Origin of the sequence: Nannocystis sp. RBIL2 (genome assembly GCF_026626745.1) — a bacterium.
Taxonomy (GTDB): domain Bacteria; phylum Myxococcota_A; class Polyangia; order Nannocystales; family Nannocystaceae; genus Nannocystis.
Genome location: NZ_JAPNJW010000001.1, coordinates 6325352 through 6343246 on the forward strand (window position 1 = coordinate 6325352; position 17895 = coordinate 6343246).

Annotated in this window: 14 protein-coding genes; 10 read left to right on the top strand and 4 right to left on the bottom strand. The window is 69.7% G+C overall.

Annotated elements, in window-relative coordinates; all coding sequences use genetic code 11:
* Positions 1–311: 311 nt before the first annotated feature.
* Complete coding sequence (locus OV090_RS25165) at positions 312–959, top strand: ParA family protein (RefSeq protein ID WP_267707023.1); 648 nt, start codon at positions 312–314, stop codon at positions 957–959.
* 1 nt (position 960) lies between these two features.
* On the top strand, positions 961–1521 hold the full coding sequence (locus OV090_RS25170) for a hypothetical protein (protein ID WP_267707024.1): 561 nt from the start codon (positions 961–963) through the stop codon (positions 1519–1521).
* Here the strand turns inward: OV090_RS25170 and OV090_RS25175 are convergent.
* Positions 1515–2819 carry a hypothetical protein gene (locus OV090_RS25175; protein ID WP_267707026.1) on the bottom strand — a complete coding sequence of 435 codons (1305 nt, stop codon included), beginning with the start codon at positions 2817–2819 and terminating at the stop codon, positions 1515–1517. The genes OV090_RS25170 and OV090_RS25175 overlap by 7 nt on opposite strands.
* A 232-nt stretch (positions 2820–3051) precedes the next feature.
* Here OV090_RS25175 and OV090_RS25180 point away from each other — a divergent pair, with 232 nt between their 5' ends.
* The 3 genes from OV090_RS25180 (at position 3052) to OV090_RS25190 (ending at position 5432) form a co-directional block, all read left to right on the top strand.
* On the top strand, positions 3052–3786 hold the full coding sequence (locus OV090_RS25180) for a helix-turn-helix transcriptional regulator (protein WP_267707028.1): 735 nt from the start codon (positions 3052–3054) through the stop codon (positions 3784–3786).
* A complete protein-coding gene (locus OV090_RS25185; RefSeq protein ID WP_267707030.1) occupies positions 3776–3979 on the top strand; it encodes a helix-turn-helix domain-containing protein in 204 nt (67 codons plus the stop codon). Before OV090_RS25180 ends, OV090_RS25185 begins: the two co-directional genes overlap by 11 nt.
* A gap of 391 nt (positions 3980–4370) precedes the next feature.
* Positions 4371–5432: a tyrosine-type recombinase/integrase gene (locus OV090_RS25190; protein WP_267707032.1), complete on the top strand. Its 1062-nt coding sequence runs from the start codon at positions 4371–4373 to the stop codon at positions 5430–5432.
* A 61-nt stretch (positions 5433–5493) separates the two neighbouring features.
* Here the strand turns inward: OV090_RS25190 and OV090_RS25195 are convergent, their stop codons facing one another.
* On the bottom strand, positions 5494–7548 hold the full coding sequence (locus OV090_RS25195; protein ID WP_267707034.1) for a DUF1554 domain-containing protein: 2055 nt from the start codon (positions 7546–7548) through the stop codon (positions 5494–5496).
* Positions 7549–8160: 612 nt separating this feature from the next.
* On the opposite strand from OV090_RS25195, the gene OV090_RS25200 reads away from it, so the two are divergent.
* The 5 genes from OV090_RS25200 to OV090_RS25220 all read left to right on the top strand — a co-directional run bounded on the left by OV090_RS25200 (position 8161) and on the right by OV090_RS25220 (position 15474).
* Entirely contained in the window at positions 8161–9198 is a 1038-nt protein-coding gene (locus OV090_RS25200; RefSeq protein ID WP_267707036.1) for an alpha/beta hydrolase-fold protein, read from the top strand.
* Between the two features lie 14 nt (positions 9199–9212).
* Entirely contained in the window at positions 9213–10979 is a 1767-nt protein-coding gene (locus tag OV090_RS25205) for a hypothetical protein (protein WP_267707038.1), read from the top strand.
* Positions 10976–13567 (top strand): DUF3516 domain-containing protein, encoded by a 2592-nt coding sequence (locus tag OV090_RS25210; RefSeq protein ID WP_346660377.1) that lies wholly within the window; start codon positions 10976–10978, stop codon positions 13565–13567. Before OV090_RS25205 ends, OV090_RS25210 begins: the two co-directional genes overlap by 4 nt.
* 111 nt (positions 13568–13678) lie before the next feature.
* The gene (locus OV090_RS25215; RefSeq protein WP_267707039.1) at positions 13679–14233 is read left to right on the top strand and encodes a heme NO-binding domain-containing protein; all 555 of its coding nucleotides are present in this window, start codon (positions 13679–13681) and stop codon (positions 14231–14233) included.
* A 2-nt stretch (positions 14234–14235) separates the two neighbouring features.
* Positions 14236–15474 (top strand): HAMP domain-containing sensor histidine kinase, encoded by a 1239-nt coding sequence (locus tag OV090_RS25220; RefSeq protein ID WP_267707041.1) that lies wholly within the window; start codon positions 14236–14238, stop codon positions 15472–15474.
* Here the strand turns inward: OV090_RS25220 and OV090_RS25225 are convergent.
* Together OV090_RS25225 and OV090_RS25230 are read right to left on the bottom strand one after the other, a co-directional pair.
* On the bottom strand, positions 15414–16922 hold the full coding sequence (locus OV090_RS25225; protein WP_267707043.1) for a DASS family sodium-coupled anion symporter: 1509 nt from the start codon (positions 16920–16922) through the stop codon (positions 15414–15416). The two genes, OV090_RS25220 and OV090_RS25225, sit on opposite strands and share 61 nt — an antisense overlap.
* 6 nt (positions 16923–16928) lie before the next feature.
* The coding region (locus OV090_RS25230; protein ID WP_276604478.1) for an MFS transporter at positions 16929–17895 on the bottom strand (967 nt) is incomplete at its 5' end.

Here is a 17895-nt window from a genome sequence, read left to right on the forward strand (position 1 = left end):
GCAGGCGGGCGCCACCCGGCACGCCGCGCCGATGGCGAACGCGCGCGGCATTCTGCGGGAGAGCCCTCGCCCCAGTTCTCGTGGTGATCCACGACAGCGAGCGCCGAGCACCTGGGGAGCCATCACCGCGAGAGCGCGCGGGTCGAACGACCGGCGCGCGCTCCATCGTGGTGCATCATCGCCAGTGGGACGATTGGGCACGGTCGTGATGCCGCGCGCGTGGGACGATTGGGCACGATCGTGATGGTCCGCGATCTCGAGATGGGCACACGACCCTGGCGGCCCGGCGTATCCCTCATCAGGATGACAGCATGAAGACCATCGTCGTGTACAACAACAAGGGTGGCATCGGGAAGACCACCTTCTCCGTGCACCTCGCGCTCTTCGCCTCGGAGCGGCGGATCAGGACCCTCGTGGTCGGGCTCGATCGCCAGGGCGACATCTGCCGCTGGCTCTCCGGCGGCGACGAGCACCTCATGAACGGGCACTTCTTCCGCGTGAACGAGTGCCTCCAGGTCCTGTACAGCCCGATGGAGCTGCCGCAGGACCTCGCCAATTTCGACCTCGTGGTCGCGGACTGCCCGCCGCATGTCGAGGTCGTCGATCAGGTCGACGCGGATCTCTGGCTCGTGCCGATTGACGGGCGCCTGGCGATGGAGAATATGGGGAATGTCTACTCCGCACTGCGGAGGGCCGAGGGCACGATCTTAATCGTTCTGAATCGTTGCGATCTGATCGGCAAGCGCGCGCTCGAGGGGCTCCGCGAGGCCGCGCACCAGATCCCCCAGGCGACGGTGCGGGACGAGCCGATCCCTTCGTCGGCGGCGATCGCCAAGGCGTCCGAGTATTTCCGCCCGGTGTGGAAGGTGCCCTACGGCAAGGACACTCAGGGCGACCGTGCGATGCAAGCGATGTGCGGCGACGTGCCGAAGATGTGCGGGTTCGAGGGGAGGCTGTGACATGGCATCGAAGTCGTCCAAGACCAGCGACCTCCGCTACGGCATGACGGGCTTCGCGCACGCCAGGCAACCAGCTGGTGCCCATCCGGCGGCCCTCGTGGCGCTGAAGGAATGCGGGAACATCCGGGAGGCGACGAGTCCTCCCGCGGGGCCGAGCGCCGGCGAGCCAGACGCTCTCGGGTCCGTCGTCGACACCACCGCGACCGAGGTGCGGACCGTCGACTCCGGTCGCGCGCACACTACCGCGGCGACCGAGCCGCCGAGCCGATCGGAGACGTCTAAATCAGCGGCGACGCAGGAGCAGGCGAGCGAAGGGGCGAGTCGACGTCGAGGGCATCGAGCCTCCGACGCCTACAAACTTCCGCCGCCGGGAGCCCCGAAGTTGCGGCCACGCTCGCACCACTTCCGGTTCCCGGAAGAGATCGACACCTTCCTCAACACGCTCGCCGAGGCGTTCGACTGCACCCGGACCCACGTCGTTTGTTCGGCGATCCGTTCGGAGTGGCAGCGCCTCCGCCGCAAGCAGGCGAAGGATGCGAAGAAGGCCTCGACCTCTCACTGACTCTCGAGGTCGTCGACGCGGATCTTGCCCGCACGCGCGAGTCGAGCGATGCACGCCGTGCTCGGCTCGCTGAACCACTCCACGTGGTTCTTCCAGTACGCGATCCGCTTGACGACCGCGCGCTCGAACAGCGGGGATCGAGCGGCGAGCCAGTGCAACGCGCCACGGCCGGCGCGCTCCTTCGGCGGAGCTCGCATGTCACCTTGCTCGAGGACCCAGGCGAAGACTTCCGTGTGCGTGCCGACCACGGGAGTCCGGCGGCCGCTCGCGTGCGCGGACACGAGGGCCCAGACCAGATGCCGCGCGTACTCGGTGCCGAGCTCGTCCCGGGCGGCGCGCACGAGCGCCGCGAGGTGGTCGCGGATCGCCGGATCCAGCTTGGGCTGACGCGCGATCGCCTCGGCGACCATCTCGGGCGTGAAGGGTCGCGGCCGCTCGAGCAGCACGACCGGGACCTCGTCAGGGAGAAGCTCGTGGCCGTTCGCCTGGCTGGCTGTCCCTCGGAACAGGCATTGTGCAGCGCCGTCGTCGCCGACGAGGACGAGGGCGACGTCGTCGTCACCGAGGAGACAGAGGTAGACCTCGCCGAGCGGCGTATGCACGAACCCGGCGAGCCCCGGAAGCCGGACGTACTCGAGCCGATGCGGCACACCTCGGACGCGAACGGCGAACGGCTCGTCGCCGTCGTGCAGGTCGCTCGCGAACTCGTTGGTCAGGTTGCCGCGCCAGAAATTCGCGAGCGCGGTCAAGTTGTAGTCGGGGCCGAAGCCAACCAGCACGAATGCCCCCGTGGGACTGACGACGAAGAGAGCGTGGTCTCCCTGGAGGTCTGCCCCAAGCGGCCGCACGCGCGCCTCGTAGCCGGCGCCGAACCCCTGCGCCAGCGCGCTCTCGTGGGTCTTCGTCCTCCTGAACTGCGTCAGATGAAGCCGCCGCTGCGGGCGCCCAGGTCGAGCAGGCTCGTCCTCGGTGACGAACGGCGCGCCGTGGGGTCCCCCTCTCCGGCAGATCTGCGCCGCGCGAGTCTGCAGTGCCAGGAGCTCACCGCGACCGATGATGCGGGAGCCACCACGCGGCCAGCGGAACCGGAGCTTCATCTCGCGGTTCCGCGCGCGCCCCGACTCGATCTTGATGTCGAAGTCCTTCCACCACGCGTAGTAGTCGCTGCCGTGGCGCTCCCACTCGAGGGCGACAGCCTGCGAGGTGAACAGTCGCCAGTGCCGCAGCAGGTGTGTGAACGGCTGCTCCTCGATCGGAAAGTTGAAGAGCTCGCGGAGCCTCTGCTGGATCTCGAGCATCGTCGATGCACTCCCTCCGGGGAAGAGACCCGGAGATCTCGTTATTGGCAACTACAGAGAAACTCTAGCATGGCCACGGCACCACTTGCCATATTGATCTAGCTGTGCGCTCTGACGCGCGGAATTCATGTAATTTTGCCCGGTATATAGCCAAATGAGCGAAAATAGACGCTGGCAAGACGCGGGTAGCCAGGCGATCGCGGCCCTATCCTCACCACATGGGAGGTTGGAGATGATGCGCGAGGAAGGCTTCAAGACGCTGATGGAATACGTCCGCGGGATGATCCGAGGCGAGCGCCCGGACATCGACGTGGTGTCGGCGCGGGCGCTGGAGGCTCTCCGCCGACAGCCGCTCGCGGTCTTCCTGGCCGAGCTCGCGGCGTCGAGTTGCAAGATCCGCGGCACCCGGGGGAACAACCCTGCTGACGTGATCGACCTGCTCGAGCAGGTGCGGGTGCAAACCGGCGTCTCGAAGCAGGAGCTGTCACGGCGCTCCGGCGTGTCCCGCGGGCACATCATCGCGTTGCTCGGCGACGGCGCCAACCCCACGCTCGAGACCATCGTCCGCCTGGCGATTGGGCTCGGCTTCCCGCTCGAGGTCGTCTGCCAGGCCGGGAGCGACCTCGACGACGGCAAGGTCGAGGACGAGTCCCTGTCGAGAACGGACGAGGCCTCGCCCGCGAGCGTGAGCTCCGCGTGGGGACAGGTCGGCACCTTCGGCGCGACGATGGCAGGGGCGACGTTGCTGCCGCAGTTGTTCAGGGACCCGCGCGCCGCGGTCTTCGGCTGCGGTGTGCTCGGGGCCGCATCACTCGGCGTCGCAGTCCTCGTCGAAGATCCGGCCGTGCGTCGCGCGTCCGGTCTCGTCGCCGCCGGCCTGCTCACCGGCGCGGCGATCGGCGGCCTCGTGGGTCTCGTACGCGCGCATCGCAGCGCGCAGCAGCAAGGAGAGGCCCATGCCCGCTGAGACGACGCTGCCGGAGTACATCGGGTCCAGCGAGGCCATGAAGATCACCGGGTTCTCGCGCACGACCTTCTACCGCCGGGTCAAGGACGGCGACATCCCGTGCGTCCGGGCGATCCATCGCTGGATCTTCCACCGCGAGACGCTCATCGCGTGGCGCGAGAAGCTGCTGGCCCCGTCGCGCTCCGCGCTCTGAGCCTCTCGTCGTCGTGCTTCTGTATCTGCTCGCCCGGATACCGGCGGTCGAGCGCCAACTCGTCGAATCAGGAGGGATCCGTGTACAGCTCCGATCCTTGCGGTAAGGGACCGTCCCAAGTGCGACATGTCCATTCGGACAGGCGCGCTGAGATCGCCCCTGAGCGCCGTTCAGCCGTCGTGAGTTCGCGTGAGGCGTCGCCGCTCCCGCCGCCGCTGATGACCGTCGAAGAGCTCGCCGTACTGCTCCACACGAGCAAGGGCGCGGTCTATGCCCGCCATGCTCGCGGCGGGATCCCAGGTGGCCTGCGTCTCGGCCGGACCTTGCGCTTCGACCCCCGGATCATCGCACAATGGCTCTCGGCGAACAGTGCGAGCGCGGGAGGTCGGTCATGACGATCAAGCTGCGCCCGTGGAAGGGAAGGAAGAATGAATTTGAAGTCGACGTCATCGTCAAGAACGCAAGAGGTGACGAGCTCAGGAGCCGTGTCAAGGCGCCTGTCACCGGCAAGACCAACGTCGAGCGGTGGGCCAGGAATCTGGAGCAGGAGCTCCTCGCGCGGCTGCTCGCGCCTGAGCCCGAGCCCGAGAAGCCGCCGCCCCCGACGTTCGAGGAGTTCTCCAAGACCTTCCTCGACCTGTGCCAGGCCGACCGGCTCGGGACCAACACGCAGATGAACTACGACGTCCATCTGCGCCTGTACCTGCTCCCGGTGCTGGCCCGCCGGCGGCTCGATGAGGTGACGCCCAAGGACATCACCGCGATCAAGAAGTCGCTGGTCAGCAAGTCGCACAACACGATGTGCGAGGTGCTCAAGACCCTCCGTCGGGTGTTCAACCGGGCCATCGCGGAGAAGGAGATCAAGGCCGCTCCGGTGGCCTTCGAGATCCCCCGCCGGAAGCGCAAGCCCGCGGTCGCCTACGACGACCAGGAGCAGGTCGCGCTGCTCGCCGCGGCTCAGGCGATGGGGCCGATGTTCGTCGTCGCCGTCTTGCTCGGTCTCGACGGTGGTCTCCGGCGCGGAGAGATCCTCGCGCTCAAATGGACGGACGTCGATCTCAAGCGCGGGTTGATGACCATCCGCCACAACCTCGTGCGGGACAAGCTCGACCTCCCCAAGGGCAGGACCGAGGACGAGGTCGGCCTCACGACGCGCCTCGCCGACGCGCTGCGCGGCTTTCCGAAGACCGGCCCATTCGTGCTCGACAACCATGGGAGTCACTTCCGGGAGCACCACATCAAGTCCTGGATGAAGGCGCTCGTGAAGCGCGCGGGCTTGCCCTGGCGCGGCACCCACGTCCTCCGCAAGTCGTGCGGCACGCGGATCGCCGAGGGCGGTGGCGGGGTGGCGGCGGTCGCCAGCCACCTCCGTCACAAGGATCTTCAGACGGCGAGCGACTACGTCGACCGTCGCCGCGGCAGCGCCGGTGCGCTCCACGCGCTGGAGAGATAGTGGAGACGCAATTCCGCACGCGGCTAAGCATGCGAAATTGCAGGGCGAATTCTCGACAACCTCACTGCTCGAAGCAATAGAGCCGCTGCAGCGTCGAGCAGTTCGACGCATTGAGCAACGACCGGGCGGTCCAGTTGAAGTCGACGGCGTTGTTGCGGCCTTCGATGCCCACCACGGAGAAGCCGCCGGAGGCGGTCCAGCCGGTGCAGTGCTCGGCGAGCGAGGTGCCGTCGCTGTCCGTGCCGGTCCAGATGTCGGCCTGGGGGGACATGTCGCCGAACTCGTTGACGTTGATGGGCGCGTCGAGCGTGCCGTCGGTGAGATCGGCCCAGGTCTGCGCGATCTCGACGCCGTCGAGGCGCGCGTAGCCGGTCGTCGACTTGACGAAGCGACCGGCGGGGTTGCTGGAGCTGTTGGCGAGCCACGCGTCCCACGTCCCGCCGAGGTTGCCCGCCGCCGCGCGCGCCTGGCACTTCGACTTCGCGCCGGAGATTCCGCCGAGGTTGCCGTTCCAGGAAGTGCTGGTCACGAACACGCGCTTCGGCCGGGTGCAGTTGGCGTTGCAGAGGTCGCCGCCGACGGTGTTGCCGTCGTCGCATTGCTCGCCGGCCTGCACGAAGCCGTCGCCGCACTCCGCGAGCTCGCAGAGGTTGGTGCACGCGTCGGTGTTGCTGCCGTTGCCGTCGTCGCACGCCTCGCCGGCATCGACCGATCCGTCGCCGCAGGTGTCCGCCGGGAGCAGGCAGGCCAGGGTGCACGCGCCGTCGTCGGCGTTGAGGTCGCCGAGGTCGCACTGCTCGCCGGGCTGGACGAAGCCGTCGCCGCAGCTCGCCGGCTCGCACGCGTTGGTGCACGCGTCCTCGTTGACGAGGTTGCCGTCGTCGCACGCCTCGCCCGCGCCGACGAAGCCGTCGCCGCAGTCTGCCAGCTTGCACACGTTGGTGCACGCGTCCTCGTTGACGAAGTTGCCGTCGTCGCACGCCTCGCCCGGGCCCACGTCCCCGTCCCCGCACACGTTGACGTTGCAGTCCGCCTTGCAGGCCTGGCCGGGGCCGTTGGCCGCGCCCGCGTCGCACTGCTCCTCGTCCGCCCACACCAGGCCGTCGCCGCACACCGCCAGCGCGCATTCCAGGGTGCATTCGGCCTGGTCGCTGTTGCCCGCCCCGTGATCGCACGACTCGCCGAGGCTCGGCTGCACGAACGCGTCGCCGCACAGCGGCAGCCGGCACAGGTCGGTGCAGCCGTCGTCCTGCTCGCCGTTCTGGCCGTCGTCGCAGTCCTCGCCCGGATCGACGATCGCGTTGCCGCACTCCTCCAGGACGCACGCGGCCGTGCAGCCGTCGCCGGGGTCGGTGTTGCCGTCGTCGCAGCCCTCGCCGGGGCCCATGTCCCCATCGCCGCACACGTTGAGCGTGCAATCGGCCAGGCACGCCTGCCCCGGTCCGTTGGCGGCTCCCTGGTCGCAGGCCTCTGCGCCGTTGCCCTGGTCGTGCAGCAGGCCGTCGCCGCACGCCGCGATCGCGCACGCGAGCGTGCAATCACCGCCGTCGTTGTTCAGCGCCCCGTCGTCGCACGCCTCGCCGGCCACCGCCTGCAGGAACCCGTCGCCGCAGGTCGCCGCGGTGCAGGCCGAGGTGCACAGATCGGTGTCGTCGAGGTTGCCGTCGTCGCACTCCTCGGTCGCCTGGGCCGCACCGTCGCCGCAGGTCGCGGCCACGCACGCGTTGCTGCACGCGTCGGCGTCGACGTCGTTGCCGTCGTCGCAGCCCTCGCCCGGCCCGACGTGGCCGTCTCCGCAGACCTGCAGCGTGCAGTCGAGCTTGCACGCCGCGGCGTCGGCGTTGTTCGGCCCGTTGTCGCACTCCTCGGCCGGGCCGACATCGGCGTCGCCACACTCGTTGAGCTGACAATTCTGGCGACACGCCGCGCCGGGACCGTTGCCGACCCCGTCGTCGCACTCTTCGCCGATGCCGAGCACGCCGTCTCCGCACACCCCCGCCGAGGTGTGGATGTTCACCGTGATCTCGACGCTCGAGTCACAGGCGGACGCCGCCAGGGCGGCCGCGAAGACGCAATGCGAGACGCGAAAGGATGGATGGATTTTGCTGGGGTACATGTGCCGATCTCTCGTCGCTACGGACGTGAACCAATGTCGGCCGCGGACACCCGGCGCAGCGCGACAGTCGAATCAGGACAAGAAGGTGTCGGCGACGAGGATGCCGCTTTGCGCCGGTCGTCGCAGTCACGACGGATCGGGCATGACCGCGCCGCGCAGCGCTCACGATGAGACCGCGGCATACATTGCAGGCGCGCGGCCGCTCTTCAGGGCGGCCCCTGGCGACCGGAGCAGCAGCGGCGAATTCGACAGCAGAGCGCCCCGCGGCGAACCATCGCGCCGAGCTCGCGGGCCCACCGCCCGCGATGCGGCCTCTGGCTCGAATCACCCGAGGGCGATCCTGTAGTCGTCCTGTGAACAGCCGCAATGACAGATCTCGCCGAAGAGTCGAGGAGCGCCGGCGCGCTCGAGACGTCGGACGTCCAACGAAGCTCGCGAACGCGAGCGGTAGCGACAGAGCCGAGGAGCGGCGATCGAGAGGCGTGATGGCCCATGGGGCATGTCCCGGAGGACAGAAGATGCGCGGCGCGTCCGCGGAGCCGGATCGACCGGCGAACGCCGCCCGCCTGGTCGACGAGCGTCGCCGCGCGGTGTATGCTCGCGGCCGCCGACATGCCGACTCACAACTACGCCCAGCCGCGCGGCACCACCGTCACCATCGAGATCGATTCGCCCGCGCTGGCGGCCAACGTGATCGGCGACCCGTCGTCGCGGGCGGTCGCGGTGTACTTGCCGGAGGGGTACGACCGCGGCAACGAGCGCTATCCGATCTTCGTCGACCTCGCGGGGTACAGCAGCTCGGGGCTCAAGCGGCTCGGGTGGACCGGGTTCGGCGAGTCGATGCCGCAGCGGCTCGATCGGCTGATCGCCAGCGGGGCGATGGGGCCGGTGATCGGCGTGTTTCCCGACTGCTTCACCGCGCTGGGCGGCAATCAGTACATCAACTCGAGCGCGCTCGGGCAATGGGAGGACTTCCTCGCCGAGGACCTGCCGACGCGGCTGGAGCGCGAGTTCCGCGTCAAGCCCGGGCGCGCGGGGCGGGCGCTGTTCGGCCACTCGAGCGGCGGCTACGGGGCGCTGGTCCACGGGATGCGCCGCGCCGACGTGTGGGGCGCGGTCGGCTGCCACGCCGGCGACTGCAACTTCGACCTGGTCTATCGGCCAGATTTCCCCAAGCTGCTGACTGCGCTGGCGCGCCACGGGGGCATCGAGGGCTACTTGAAGGCGTTCGCGGCCTCGCCGAAGTGGGGCGGCGGCGATCACCTGCCGCTGATGCTGCTGGCGATGGCGGCCTCCTACGACCCCGACCCGTCGGCGTTCATGGGCGTGCGCCTGCCGGTCGACCCGCACACGTGCGAGCTCGACGCGGAGGCGTGGGCCCGGTGGTTGCGCTGGGACCCGCTGCGCATGGTCGAGGCGCCGGAGGTGCAGGCCAACCTGCGCCGGTTGCACGGGCTGTTCATCGACGCCGGCTCGCGCGATCAATTCCTCGCGCACTTCGGCGCGCGCGCGCTGGTGCGGCGGCTGTCCGCGCACGGCATCCCGCACGTGTACGAGGAGTTCCCCGACGACCACTCGAACACCAGCTACCGCCTCGACGTGTCGCTGCCCTACCTGTGGCGCGCGCTCGACGGGGCGGGCCCCGGGTAGTATCCTGCGGGCCCATGCCGCCTGTCCGCTCGACCATCTTCGTGGCGCTCGCGCTCGTCGCGTGCCAGAACCCCGACGTGAGCAAGGGGGACAAGCCGGGGGCGAAGGTGCCGGCGAAGGCCGCGGACGAGGCCGCCGAGCCGGCGGAGGCGGCGCCGAAGAAGCCGGAGGTCAAGCCGCCGACCCAGGCCGAGCTGCTGCGCACGAAGATCGATCAGTTCGTGCGGTCGCCGCTGACGACCGACGTGACGGCGCTGCCGCCGGCGGAGAAGGCGGCGCTCGACAAGCTGATCGAGGCGGCGCGGCTGATGGACCCGATCTTCGACCGCCAATCGTGGGCCGGCAACGCGTCGTTGCGGGCGGAGCTCGAGAAGGACACCAGCGAGCTCGGCGTCGTCAAGCTCGACTACTTCACGGTGATGCGCGGGCCGTGGGACCGGCAGGAGCACTACGCCCCGTTCGCTACCACTCTGGCCCACCCGCCGGGCGCCGGCTTCTACCCCGAGGACCTCGGCGCCGACGCCTTCAAAAAATGGGTCGCCGATCATCCGGAGGACAAGGCGGCGTTCGAGAGCCTGACCACGGTGATCGCCCGCGTCGGCGACAAGCTCGAGGCGCGGCCCTACAGCGCCGAGTACGGCGAGTGGCTCGGCCCGGCCGCCAAGGCGCTCGAGGACGCGGCCAAGCTGACGAAGAACAAGTCGCTGACGAAGTTCCTGCGCTCGCGCGCGCAGGCGTTCCGCAGCGACGATTATTATCAGTCCGACAAGGACTGGATGGACCTCGACAGCCTGGTCGAGATCACCATCGGGCCCTACGAGACCTACGAGGACGAGCTGCTCGGCCTCAAGGCCGCGTTCGAGGCGTTCGTCACGGTCAGCGACCCCAAGGCCTCGGCCGAGCTGGCGAAGTACAAGAAGTACCTGCCGGAGATGGAGCAGCACCTGCCGATCCCCGACGACGTCAAGACGAAGCGCGGCAGCGAGAGCCCGATCCGCGTGGTCGACCTGGTGTTCTCGGCCGGCGACGCGCGCAAGTCGGTGCAGACGATCGCGTTCAACCTGCCCAACGACGAGCGCGTCCGCGCCGAGAAGGGCGCCAAGAAGGTGCTGCTGCGCAACCTCATCCAGACCAAATTCGAGGCGATCATGCGCCCGATCGGGAACGAGGTGCTGCACGCCGATCACGTCGCGTCGCTGTCGGGCGAGGCGTTCTTCCTGCAGGTGCTGTTCCACGAGCTGTCGCACAGCCTCGGGCCGGCGTTCGTCGGCGGCGACGCGAAGGGCAAGGACAAGGTCGACGTCCGGGTCGCGCTCGAGGCCAGCTACTCACCGCTCGAGGAGGCCAAGGCCGACGTGATGGGCGCGTACAACGTGCTCTACATGATCGAGAAGGGCGAGCTGCCGGCCGAGCTGAAGGACAAGGTGCTGCTGTCGTACTTCGCCGGGCTGTTCCGCAGCGCCCGCTTCGGCGTCGCGGAGGCGCACGGGCGCGGGGCGGCGCTGCAGCTGAACCGCTTCCTCGCGGCCGGGGCGGTCACGCCCGACAGCGCGAGCGGCAAGTTCAAGGTCGACCTCGCCAAGCTCGAGACGGCGATCAGCGACCTGGTGCGCGACATCTGCCTGATCCAGCACAGCGGCGACAAGGTCGCGGCCGACAAGCTGCTCGACGAGCACGGCAAGATCACGCCGCTGCTGCAGGCCGCGCTCGACAAGCTGGGCAACATCCCGGTCGACATCCGCCCCTCTTACCCGCTCGCCGGCGAGATTCTGCCGCAGTGAGCGCGATCGACAACATCGTCGCCGGCCCGCGCACCCTGCGGGAGTTCGCGGCCAAGCTGATCGAGCAGCCCGACAAGAGCACCTCGTCGGACGCGATCCTCGAGTGTTTTTTAGATTGGGTCACCGAGACGGGGCTCGAGCTGTACCCGGCGCAGGAGGAGGCGATCCTCGAGCTCCTGGCCGGCAAGCACGTGGTGCTCAACACGCCGACCGGCTCGGGCAAGTCGCTGGTGGCGACCGCGATGCACCTGGCCGCGGTGGCCCGCAAGCGCCGCAGCGTGTACACGAGCCCGATCAAGGCGCTGGTCAGCGAGAAGTTCTTCGCCCTGTGCCGCGAGTTCGGGCCCGACCGCGTCGGCATGATGACGGGCGACGCGAGCGTCAACCGCGACGCGCCGATCCTCTGCTGCACCGCGGAGATCCTCGCCAACATGGCGCTGCGCGACGGGCGGATGGCGCCGGTCGACGACGCGGTGCTCGACGAGTTCCACTATTACGGCGACCGCGACCGCGGGATGGCGTGGCAGATCCCGCTGCTGTCGCTGCCGTACACGACCTTCCTGCTGATGTCGGCGACGCTCGGCGACACGACCAAGGTCGAGGACGGGCTCAAGCGGCTGACGAAGCAGGAGGTCGCGGTGGTGCGCTCGGCGGTCCGGCCGGTGCCGCTCGACTTCGAGTACCGCGAGACGCCGCTGCACGAGACGATCGGCTACCTGCTCGACCGCGGGCGCGCGCCGATCTACATCGTCAGCTTCACCCAGCGCGAGGCCGCCGAGGAGGCGCAGAACCTGATGAGCACGAACCTGTGCTCGCGCGAGGAGAAGGCGGCGATCGCCGAGGCGATGGCGGGGTTCCGCTTCGACACGCCGTACGGCAAGGAGATCCAGGGCTACCTCAAGCACGGCGTGGGGGTGCACCACGCGGGCCTGCTGCCGAAGTACCGCCTGCTGGTCGAGAAGCTGGCGCAGCAGGGCAAGCTGCGGGTGATCTGCGGCACCGACACGCTCGGGGTCGGGGTCAACATCCCGATCCGCACGGTCCTGTTCACCAAGCTGTGCAAGTACGACGGCGAGCAGACGCGGATCCTCGGGGCCCGCGACTTCAAGCAGATCGCCGGGCGAGCCGGCCGCAAGGGTTTCGACGATCACGGCTACGTGGTGTGCCAGGCGCCCGAGCACGTGATCGAGAACAAGAAGCTCGAGGCCAAGGCGGCGGCCGACCCGAAGAAGAAGAAGTTCGTGCGCCGGCAGCCGCCCGAGAAGGGGTATGTCCCCTGGGACAAGTCGACGTTCGAGAAGCTGATCGATCGCGAGCCGGAGCCGCTGCAGTCGCGCTTCGTCGTGTCGTTCGGGATGATCTTGAGCCTCATCCAGTCGCCGGCCAACACCAACGCGTGGGGCGGCGGCTACCGCCGGCTGGTCGAGCTGATCGCGGCGGCGCACGACGAGGCGCGGGCCAAGACCCGCCACCGGCGCGAGGCGGCGACGCTGTTCCGCGCGCTGCACAAGGCGGGCATCGTCAAGCTGGTGCCGCTCGACGCGCGCAAGGACGGCGGGGGCGGGCGCGCGGTCCGGCTCGACGAGCACCTGCAGAAGGACTTCTCGCTCCACCACACGCTGTCGCTCTACCTGCTCGACACGCTCGGCCGCGTGCCGCAGGACTCGCCGACCTACGCGCTCGACGTGGTGTCGCTGGTCGAGTCGCTGCTCGAGAACCCGCAGGTGGTGCTGCAGGCGCAGGAGCACCGCGCCCGCTCGGAGAAGATCGGCGAGCTCAAGGCGGCAGGCGTCGAGTACGAGGAGCGGATGGCGGAGCTCGAGAAGGTCTCGTACCCCAAGCCGCTGGCCGACTTCATCTACGACACCTTCAACGAGTTCTCGGCGCTGCACCCGTGGGTCGGGCAGGAGAACATCCGCCCGAAGTCGGTGGTGCGCGACATGGTCGAGCGCTACGTCGCGTTCAACGACTACGTCAAGGAGTACGGGCTGCAGCGCAGCGAGGGCGTGCTGCTGCGCTACTTGATGCAGGCCTACAAGCTCCTCGTGCAGACGGTGCCCGACGCGGCCAAGACCGACGAGGTGCACGACGTGATCGGCTTCCTGCGGGCGATGTTCGAGCACGTCGACACCAGCCTTCTGCAAGAGTGGGAGCGCATGCTGCACCCGCCGGTGGTCGAGGGCGAAGCCGCGCCCGCCGGGCCGCGCGATCTGTCGGCCGATCCCAAGGCGTTCGCGGCGCGCGTGCGCGCGGAGATGCACGCGCTGGTTCGCGCGCTCGCCGAGCGCGACTATGAGGACGCGGCGGTCGGCACGCGCGCAGACCCCGAGGACCCCTGGACCCCCGAGCGCTTCGCCCAGGCGATGGCCGAGTACTACGCCGAGTACCCGACGCTGCGCTTCGACCACGGGGCCCGGTTCCCCAAGTACACCCGCATCGAGGCGGTCGCCGACCAGCGCTGGCGGGTCACGCAGGTGCTCGTCGACCCCGAAGAGGACAACCTGTGGCACGTCGAGGGCGAGGTCGACCTGCGCGGCGACGGCTTCCCCGAGGGTCCGCTGGTGACGATCCGGGCGATCGGGGTGTGAGACTCGGCGCGACATTCGCTCCGTGTCACCCCGCCCGTCCCCGCGTTGCCCCGGGGCCCGTGTTTGGCCGACACTCGAGCTGGGCGCCGGTGCGTCCGCGGAGGCGACAGGATGTACGGTCTCGTCAACAAGGCGGTCGAAGATCTGGTGTGCTCGCACTACGGCGAGGGCACGTGGGCGCAGATCCAGGCGCGCGCCGGGGTGCAGACGCCGGGCTTCGTGTCGATGGAGTCCTACCCCGACGAGATCACGTACAAGCTGGTCGACGCCGCCAGCGAGGTGCTCGGCGCGCCGGCGGCTGAGGTGCTCGAGGCGGTCGGCGAGCACTGGATCCTGTTCACCGCGCGCCACGGCTACGGCGAGCTGCTGCCGATGTTCGGCGCGACGCTGCGCGAGTTCGTGGCCAACCTCGACAACATGCACGCGCGCGTCGGCCTGACGTTCGCCAAGATGCGGCCGCCCAGCTTCGTGGTCCGCGACGCCGGGCCGCAGGCGCTCGAGCTCGAGTATCACTCGAGCCGCGAGGGGCTGGCGCCGATGGTGGTCGGCCTGCTCAAGGGCCTGGCCCGCACGTTCGCCGAGGACATCGCCGTCGAGCACGTCCACGGCCGCGAGCGCGGCGGCTTCGACCTGTTCCGTCTCGAACTCCAACCGGCGGCCGCCTGACCATGCTGTTGCTTCTGCGCGAGCAATGTGAGCGGCTGTTCCCGTTCTCGATCTCCCTCGACGAGGAGATGCGGATCCTCGACCTCGGGCGGTCGCTGCGGCGGCTGATGGCGGCCGACGTGTCGGGCCGGCCGTTCGACGAGTGGTTCGTGATCGACCGGCCGGTGCTGGAAGAGATGTCGCTCAAGGCGCTGCTGGCCCGCAAGGACTCGGTGGTGCTGCTGCAGGTCCGCGACCTCGACCTGCGCCTGCGCGGGGAGATCGTCGAGGTCGACGGCGGGGCGCTGTTCGTCGGCACGCCGTGGCTGACCGAGCTCGGACAGGTCGCGGCGGCCGGGCTGGTGCTGCGGGACTTCGCGCTGCACGACCCGACCACCGAGATGCTGGTGGTGATGAAGACGATGCAGACGGCGATCGCGGACGCCAACGCCCTGGCCGACAAGCTGCGGCGCCAGGCGCAGCAGCTGCAGGCGGCCGAGCAGCTGGCGGAGCACCTGACCGCGGCCAAGAGCTCGTTCATCGCCAACATGAGCCTCGAGCTGCGCACGCCGCTCAACGCGATCTTCGGCTACAGCGAGCTGATGCTCGACGAGCTCGGCGAGGCGACGCCGGAGGAGATGCGCGACGACTTGCAGCGGATCCAGCTGGCCGGGCAGCAGCTGCTGCGGCTGGTCGCCGACGTGCTCGACCTGTCGCGCATCGAGGCCCAGCGGGTCGAGCTGCGCGAGGACGTGTTCTCGCTGGCGACCCTGCTGCGCACGGTGAAGGGGACGGTGCTGCCGCAGCTGCGCCGCGGCGTGGCGCTGGTGTGGCCCGAAGACCAGGACGCGGCGCTGTTCGGCGACTCGGAGCGGGTCCGCCAGGTGCTGCTCAACCTGCTCGCCAACGCCTGCAAGTTCACCGAGCTCGGCGAGGTCGGGCTGGCGGTGCAGCTCAAGGACGACGGGGTGGTCGAGTTCGTGATCCACGACACCGGCATCGGCATCAAGACCGAGCAGCAGCGGCGCGTGTTCGAGGCGTTCTACCAGGCCGACAGCTCGCTGCGGAAGCGCTTCGGCGGCTCGGGCCTGGGCCTCGCGCTGGCCCGCGGCTTCGTCGAGGCGATGGGCGGGACGATCAGCGTCGAGAGCGAGTACGAGATGGGCTCGCGCTTCACGGTGCGGGTGCCGCTCGGGCGCGCTCAGGGCCCGAGGCCGAGAGCCGGCAGCAAGAGCGCCCCGCACGCGATGAGCACGAAGTAGCCGAGCACGTCGAGCACCACGCCGAAGCGGATCATCGACTGGATCCGGATGAGACCGGTGCCGTAGGCGATCGCGTTCGGCGGGGTCGAGACCGGCAGGGTGAAGGCGAAGCTGGCGGCCATGGTGACGCACAGGGTGGTCGGCAGCGGGTCGATGCCGGCCGCCTGGGCGATGGCGATCAGCACCGGGACCATCATGCTGGTGGTCGCGACGTTGCTGGTGACCTCGGTCAGCCACAGCACGAGGAAGGTGGCGGTGGCGAGCAGGCCGAACGGCGAGCTGGCGAGCGGCCCGGCGCCGGCGAGGAAGCCGCGGGCGAGCGCCTCGGCGAGGCCGGTGTCGAACATCATCGCGCCGAGCGAGAAGCCGCCGCCGAGCAGGTAGAGCGTCGACCAGTCGAGCTGCATCGCCTTGTCCCACGGCAACACCGAGACGCCAGGCCGCCGTCCGCCGGGGACGACGCACAGCAACACGCCGGCGAGGATGGCGACGACGCCCTCCTGCAGGCCGCGGTCGGCCCACTGCGCGGCCGGGTGGGCGGCGCCGAGGGTGACCTTGAGGATCGACGGCAGCAGCCAGCCGGCCACTGCGAGGAAGAACACGCCGGCGGCCCGCCGCTCGCCCGCCGACATCGGCCCGAGCTTGTGAAGTTGGTCGCGGACCTCGGCGGTGAGGCGGTCGAGCCGCGCGACCGGGGCGGGGAAGCGGCGGTGGGCGTAGACGAGGGCGATCGCCAGGGTGGCGAGGCCGGTCGGCAGGCCGAAGCTGATCCACTGGAAGAAGTCGAGCTGGACGCCGGCCTGCCGCTCGAGGAAGTCGAGGGCGATGACGTTGGGGGCGGTGCCGATCGGGGTGACGATGCCGCCGATCGAGCAGGCGTAGGTGAGGGTCAGCAGCATGCCCTCGGCGAAGCGGTCGAACTTAGGCTGGTCTTCGGGACTGGCGGCGCCGCGGATCGCCGAGCACAGGCCGAGCGCGACGGGGATCAACATCGCGGTGGTGGCGGTGTTGGAGATCCACATCGAGCAGGCGAACGCGCCGAGGCCGACTGCCGTGCGCGCGCGGGCCGGCGAGCCGCGGACCCAGTCGCGCGCGAGCAGCCACAGCGCGGCCCGCCGGTCGAGCCCCTGCTCGCTGAGGCCGAGCGCGAGCATGAAGCCGCCGAGGAACAGGAAGATCAGCGGGCTGGCGAACGGGGCGAACGCCTTGGCCGCGGGGGTGACGTCCATCGCCACCGCCAGCGCCGGGGCGACCAGCGCCGCGGCCCCGAGAGGCACCGCCTCACTGACCCACAGGACCACCGTGGCGGCGAAGATCGCCGCCAGGCGGTGGGCCGGCGCGGGCAGGCCGGTCGGGGCGACGAGCAGGGCGAAGAAGACCAGCGGCGCGAGCACGCGGCCGACCCGCTGACGGGCGACGTCGAAGGCGCTGCGAGCGACGCGGTCCATGCGGCTTCAACTATTTTGGCGGAGGAACGGGATCAGCACCAGACAGGGGATGCACGCGACGGCGGCGATCGAGAAGTACACCAGCGGTCCGTGGGCCTCGTACAAAAAGCCGCTGTAGGTGCCCGAGATGGTCTGCGCGAGCGAATAGATGGCGGTCGCGAACGCGAAGTGGGCCGCCTTGTGGTCGGGGTGGCAGCGGCTCATGATGAAGATCGTCTGGGCCGCGGTGGCGAGGCCGCCGCACAGCTGCTCGATGACGAGGATGGTGCCGACGTGCCACAGCGGCGGCGACAGCGTGTGCGCGAGGCTCAGCGGGGCGCCGAGGCCGAGCATGACGTCGGCGGGCAGGCGAGGGGCGGCGAGCCAGAGGTAGAGCGGCAGGGTGCCCGCCATGATGAGGGCGATCGGCAGCAGCGCGCGCCGCAGACCGACGCGCGCGACCCACAGGCCGCCGAGCATGGCGCCGGCGATGCTGGCGGCGGTGCCGAAGCCGTTGAGCACGCCGCGGTCGGGGGTGCTGATGCCGAGCTCGCGGAACAGCACCTTCGACATGCCGAACATCAGCGCGTCGCCGAGCTTGAAGCTGAGCAAGAACAGCAGGACGACGAGGGCCCGCGGCTGCAGCAGGAAGCTGAAGTAGGCGCCGCGGACGTGGGCGACGCGGGCCCGCCAGTCGGCCGCCGCGTCGCCGGTGGACTGGGCGACCGGGCGGACGGCGTGGATCCGCGGCAGCCACACGCGGTGGGCCACGGCGAGCCCGACCATGAGCAGGGCGCCGAGGCCGAAGCCGGCCAGCCAGTGGACGCGGCCGCCGAGGAACACCAGGCCTGACGAGCCGACCAGCATCGCCACGCGGAAGGCGGCCACGCGGATGCCGGTGTAGCGGGCCTGGTCGGCGCGGCCGAGCGCGGTCATGTAGTAGCCGTCGCAGGCGATGTCGTGGGTGGCGCTGAACAGGCCGATGGCGATCAGC

Coding starts and splice junctions, on each gene's coding strand:
- OV090_RS25200 (WP_267707036.1), top strand. CDS start 8,161: ATGCCGACTCACAACTACGCCCAGCCGCGCGGCACCACCGTCACCATC.
- OV090_RS25195 (WP_267707034.1), bottom strand. CDS start 7,548: ATGTACCCCAGCAAAATCCATCCATCCTTTCGCGTCTCGCATTGCGTC.
- OV090_RS25185 (WP_267707030.1), top strand. CDS start 3,776: ATGCCCGCTGAGACGACGCTGCCGGAGTACATCGGGTCCAGCGAGGCC.
- OV090_RS25165 (WP_267707023.1), top strand. CDS start 312: ATGAAGACCATCGTCGTGTACAACAACAAGGGTGGCATCGGGAAGACC.
- OV090_RS25215 (WP_267707039.1), top strand. CDS start 13,679: ATGTACGGTCTCGTCAACAAGGCGGTCGAAGATCTGGTGTGCTCGCAC.
- OV090_RS25180 (WP_267707028.1), top strand. CDS start 3,052: ATGATGCGCGAGGAAGGCTTCAAGACGCTGATGGAATACGTCCGCGGG.
- OV090_RS25205 (WP_267707038.1), top strand. CDS start 9,213: ATGCCGCCTGTCCGCTCGACCATCTTCGTGGCGCTCGCGCTCGTCGCG.
- OV090_RS25170 (WP_267707024.1), top strand. CDS start 961: ATGGCATCGAAGTCGTCCAAGACCAGCGACCTCCGCTACGGCATGACG.
- OV090_RS25220 (WP_267707041.1), top strand. CDS start 14,236: ATGCTGTTGCTTCTGCGCGAGCAATGTGAGCGGCTGTTCCCGTTCTCG.
- OV090_RS25225 (WP_267707043.1), bottom strand. CDS start 16,922: ATGGACCGCGTCGCTCGCAGCGCCTTCGACGTCGCCCGTCAGCGGGTC.
- OV090_RS25175 (WP_267707026.1), bottom strand. CDS start 2,819: ATGCTCGAGATCCAGCAGAGGCTCCGCGAGCTCTTCAACTTTCCGATC.
- OV090_RS25190 (WP_267707032.1), top strand. CDS start 4,371: ATGACGATCAAGCTGCGCCCGTGGAAGGGAAGGAAGAATGAATTTGAA.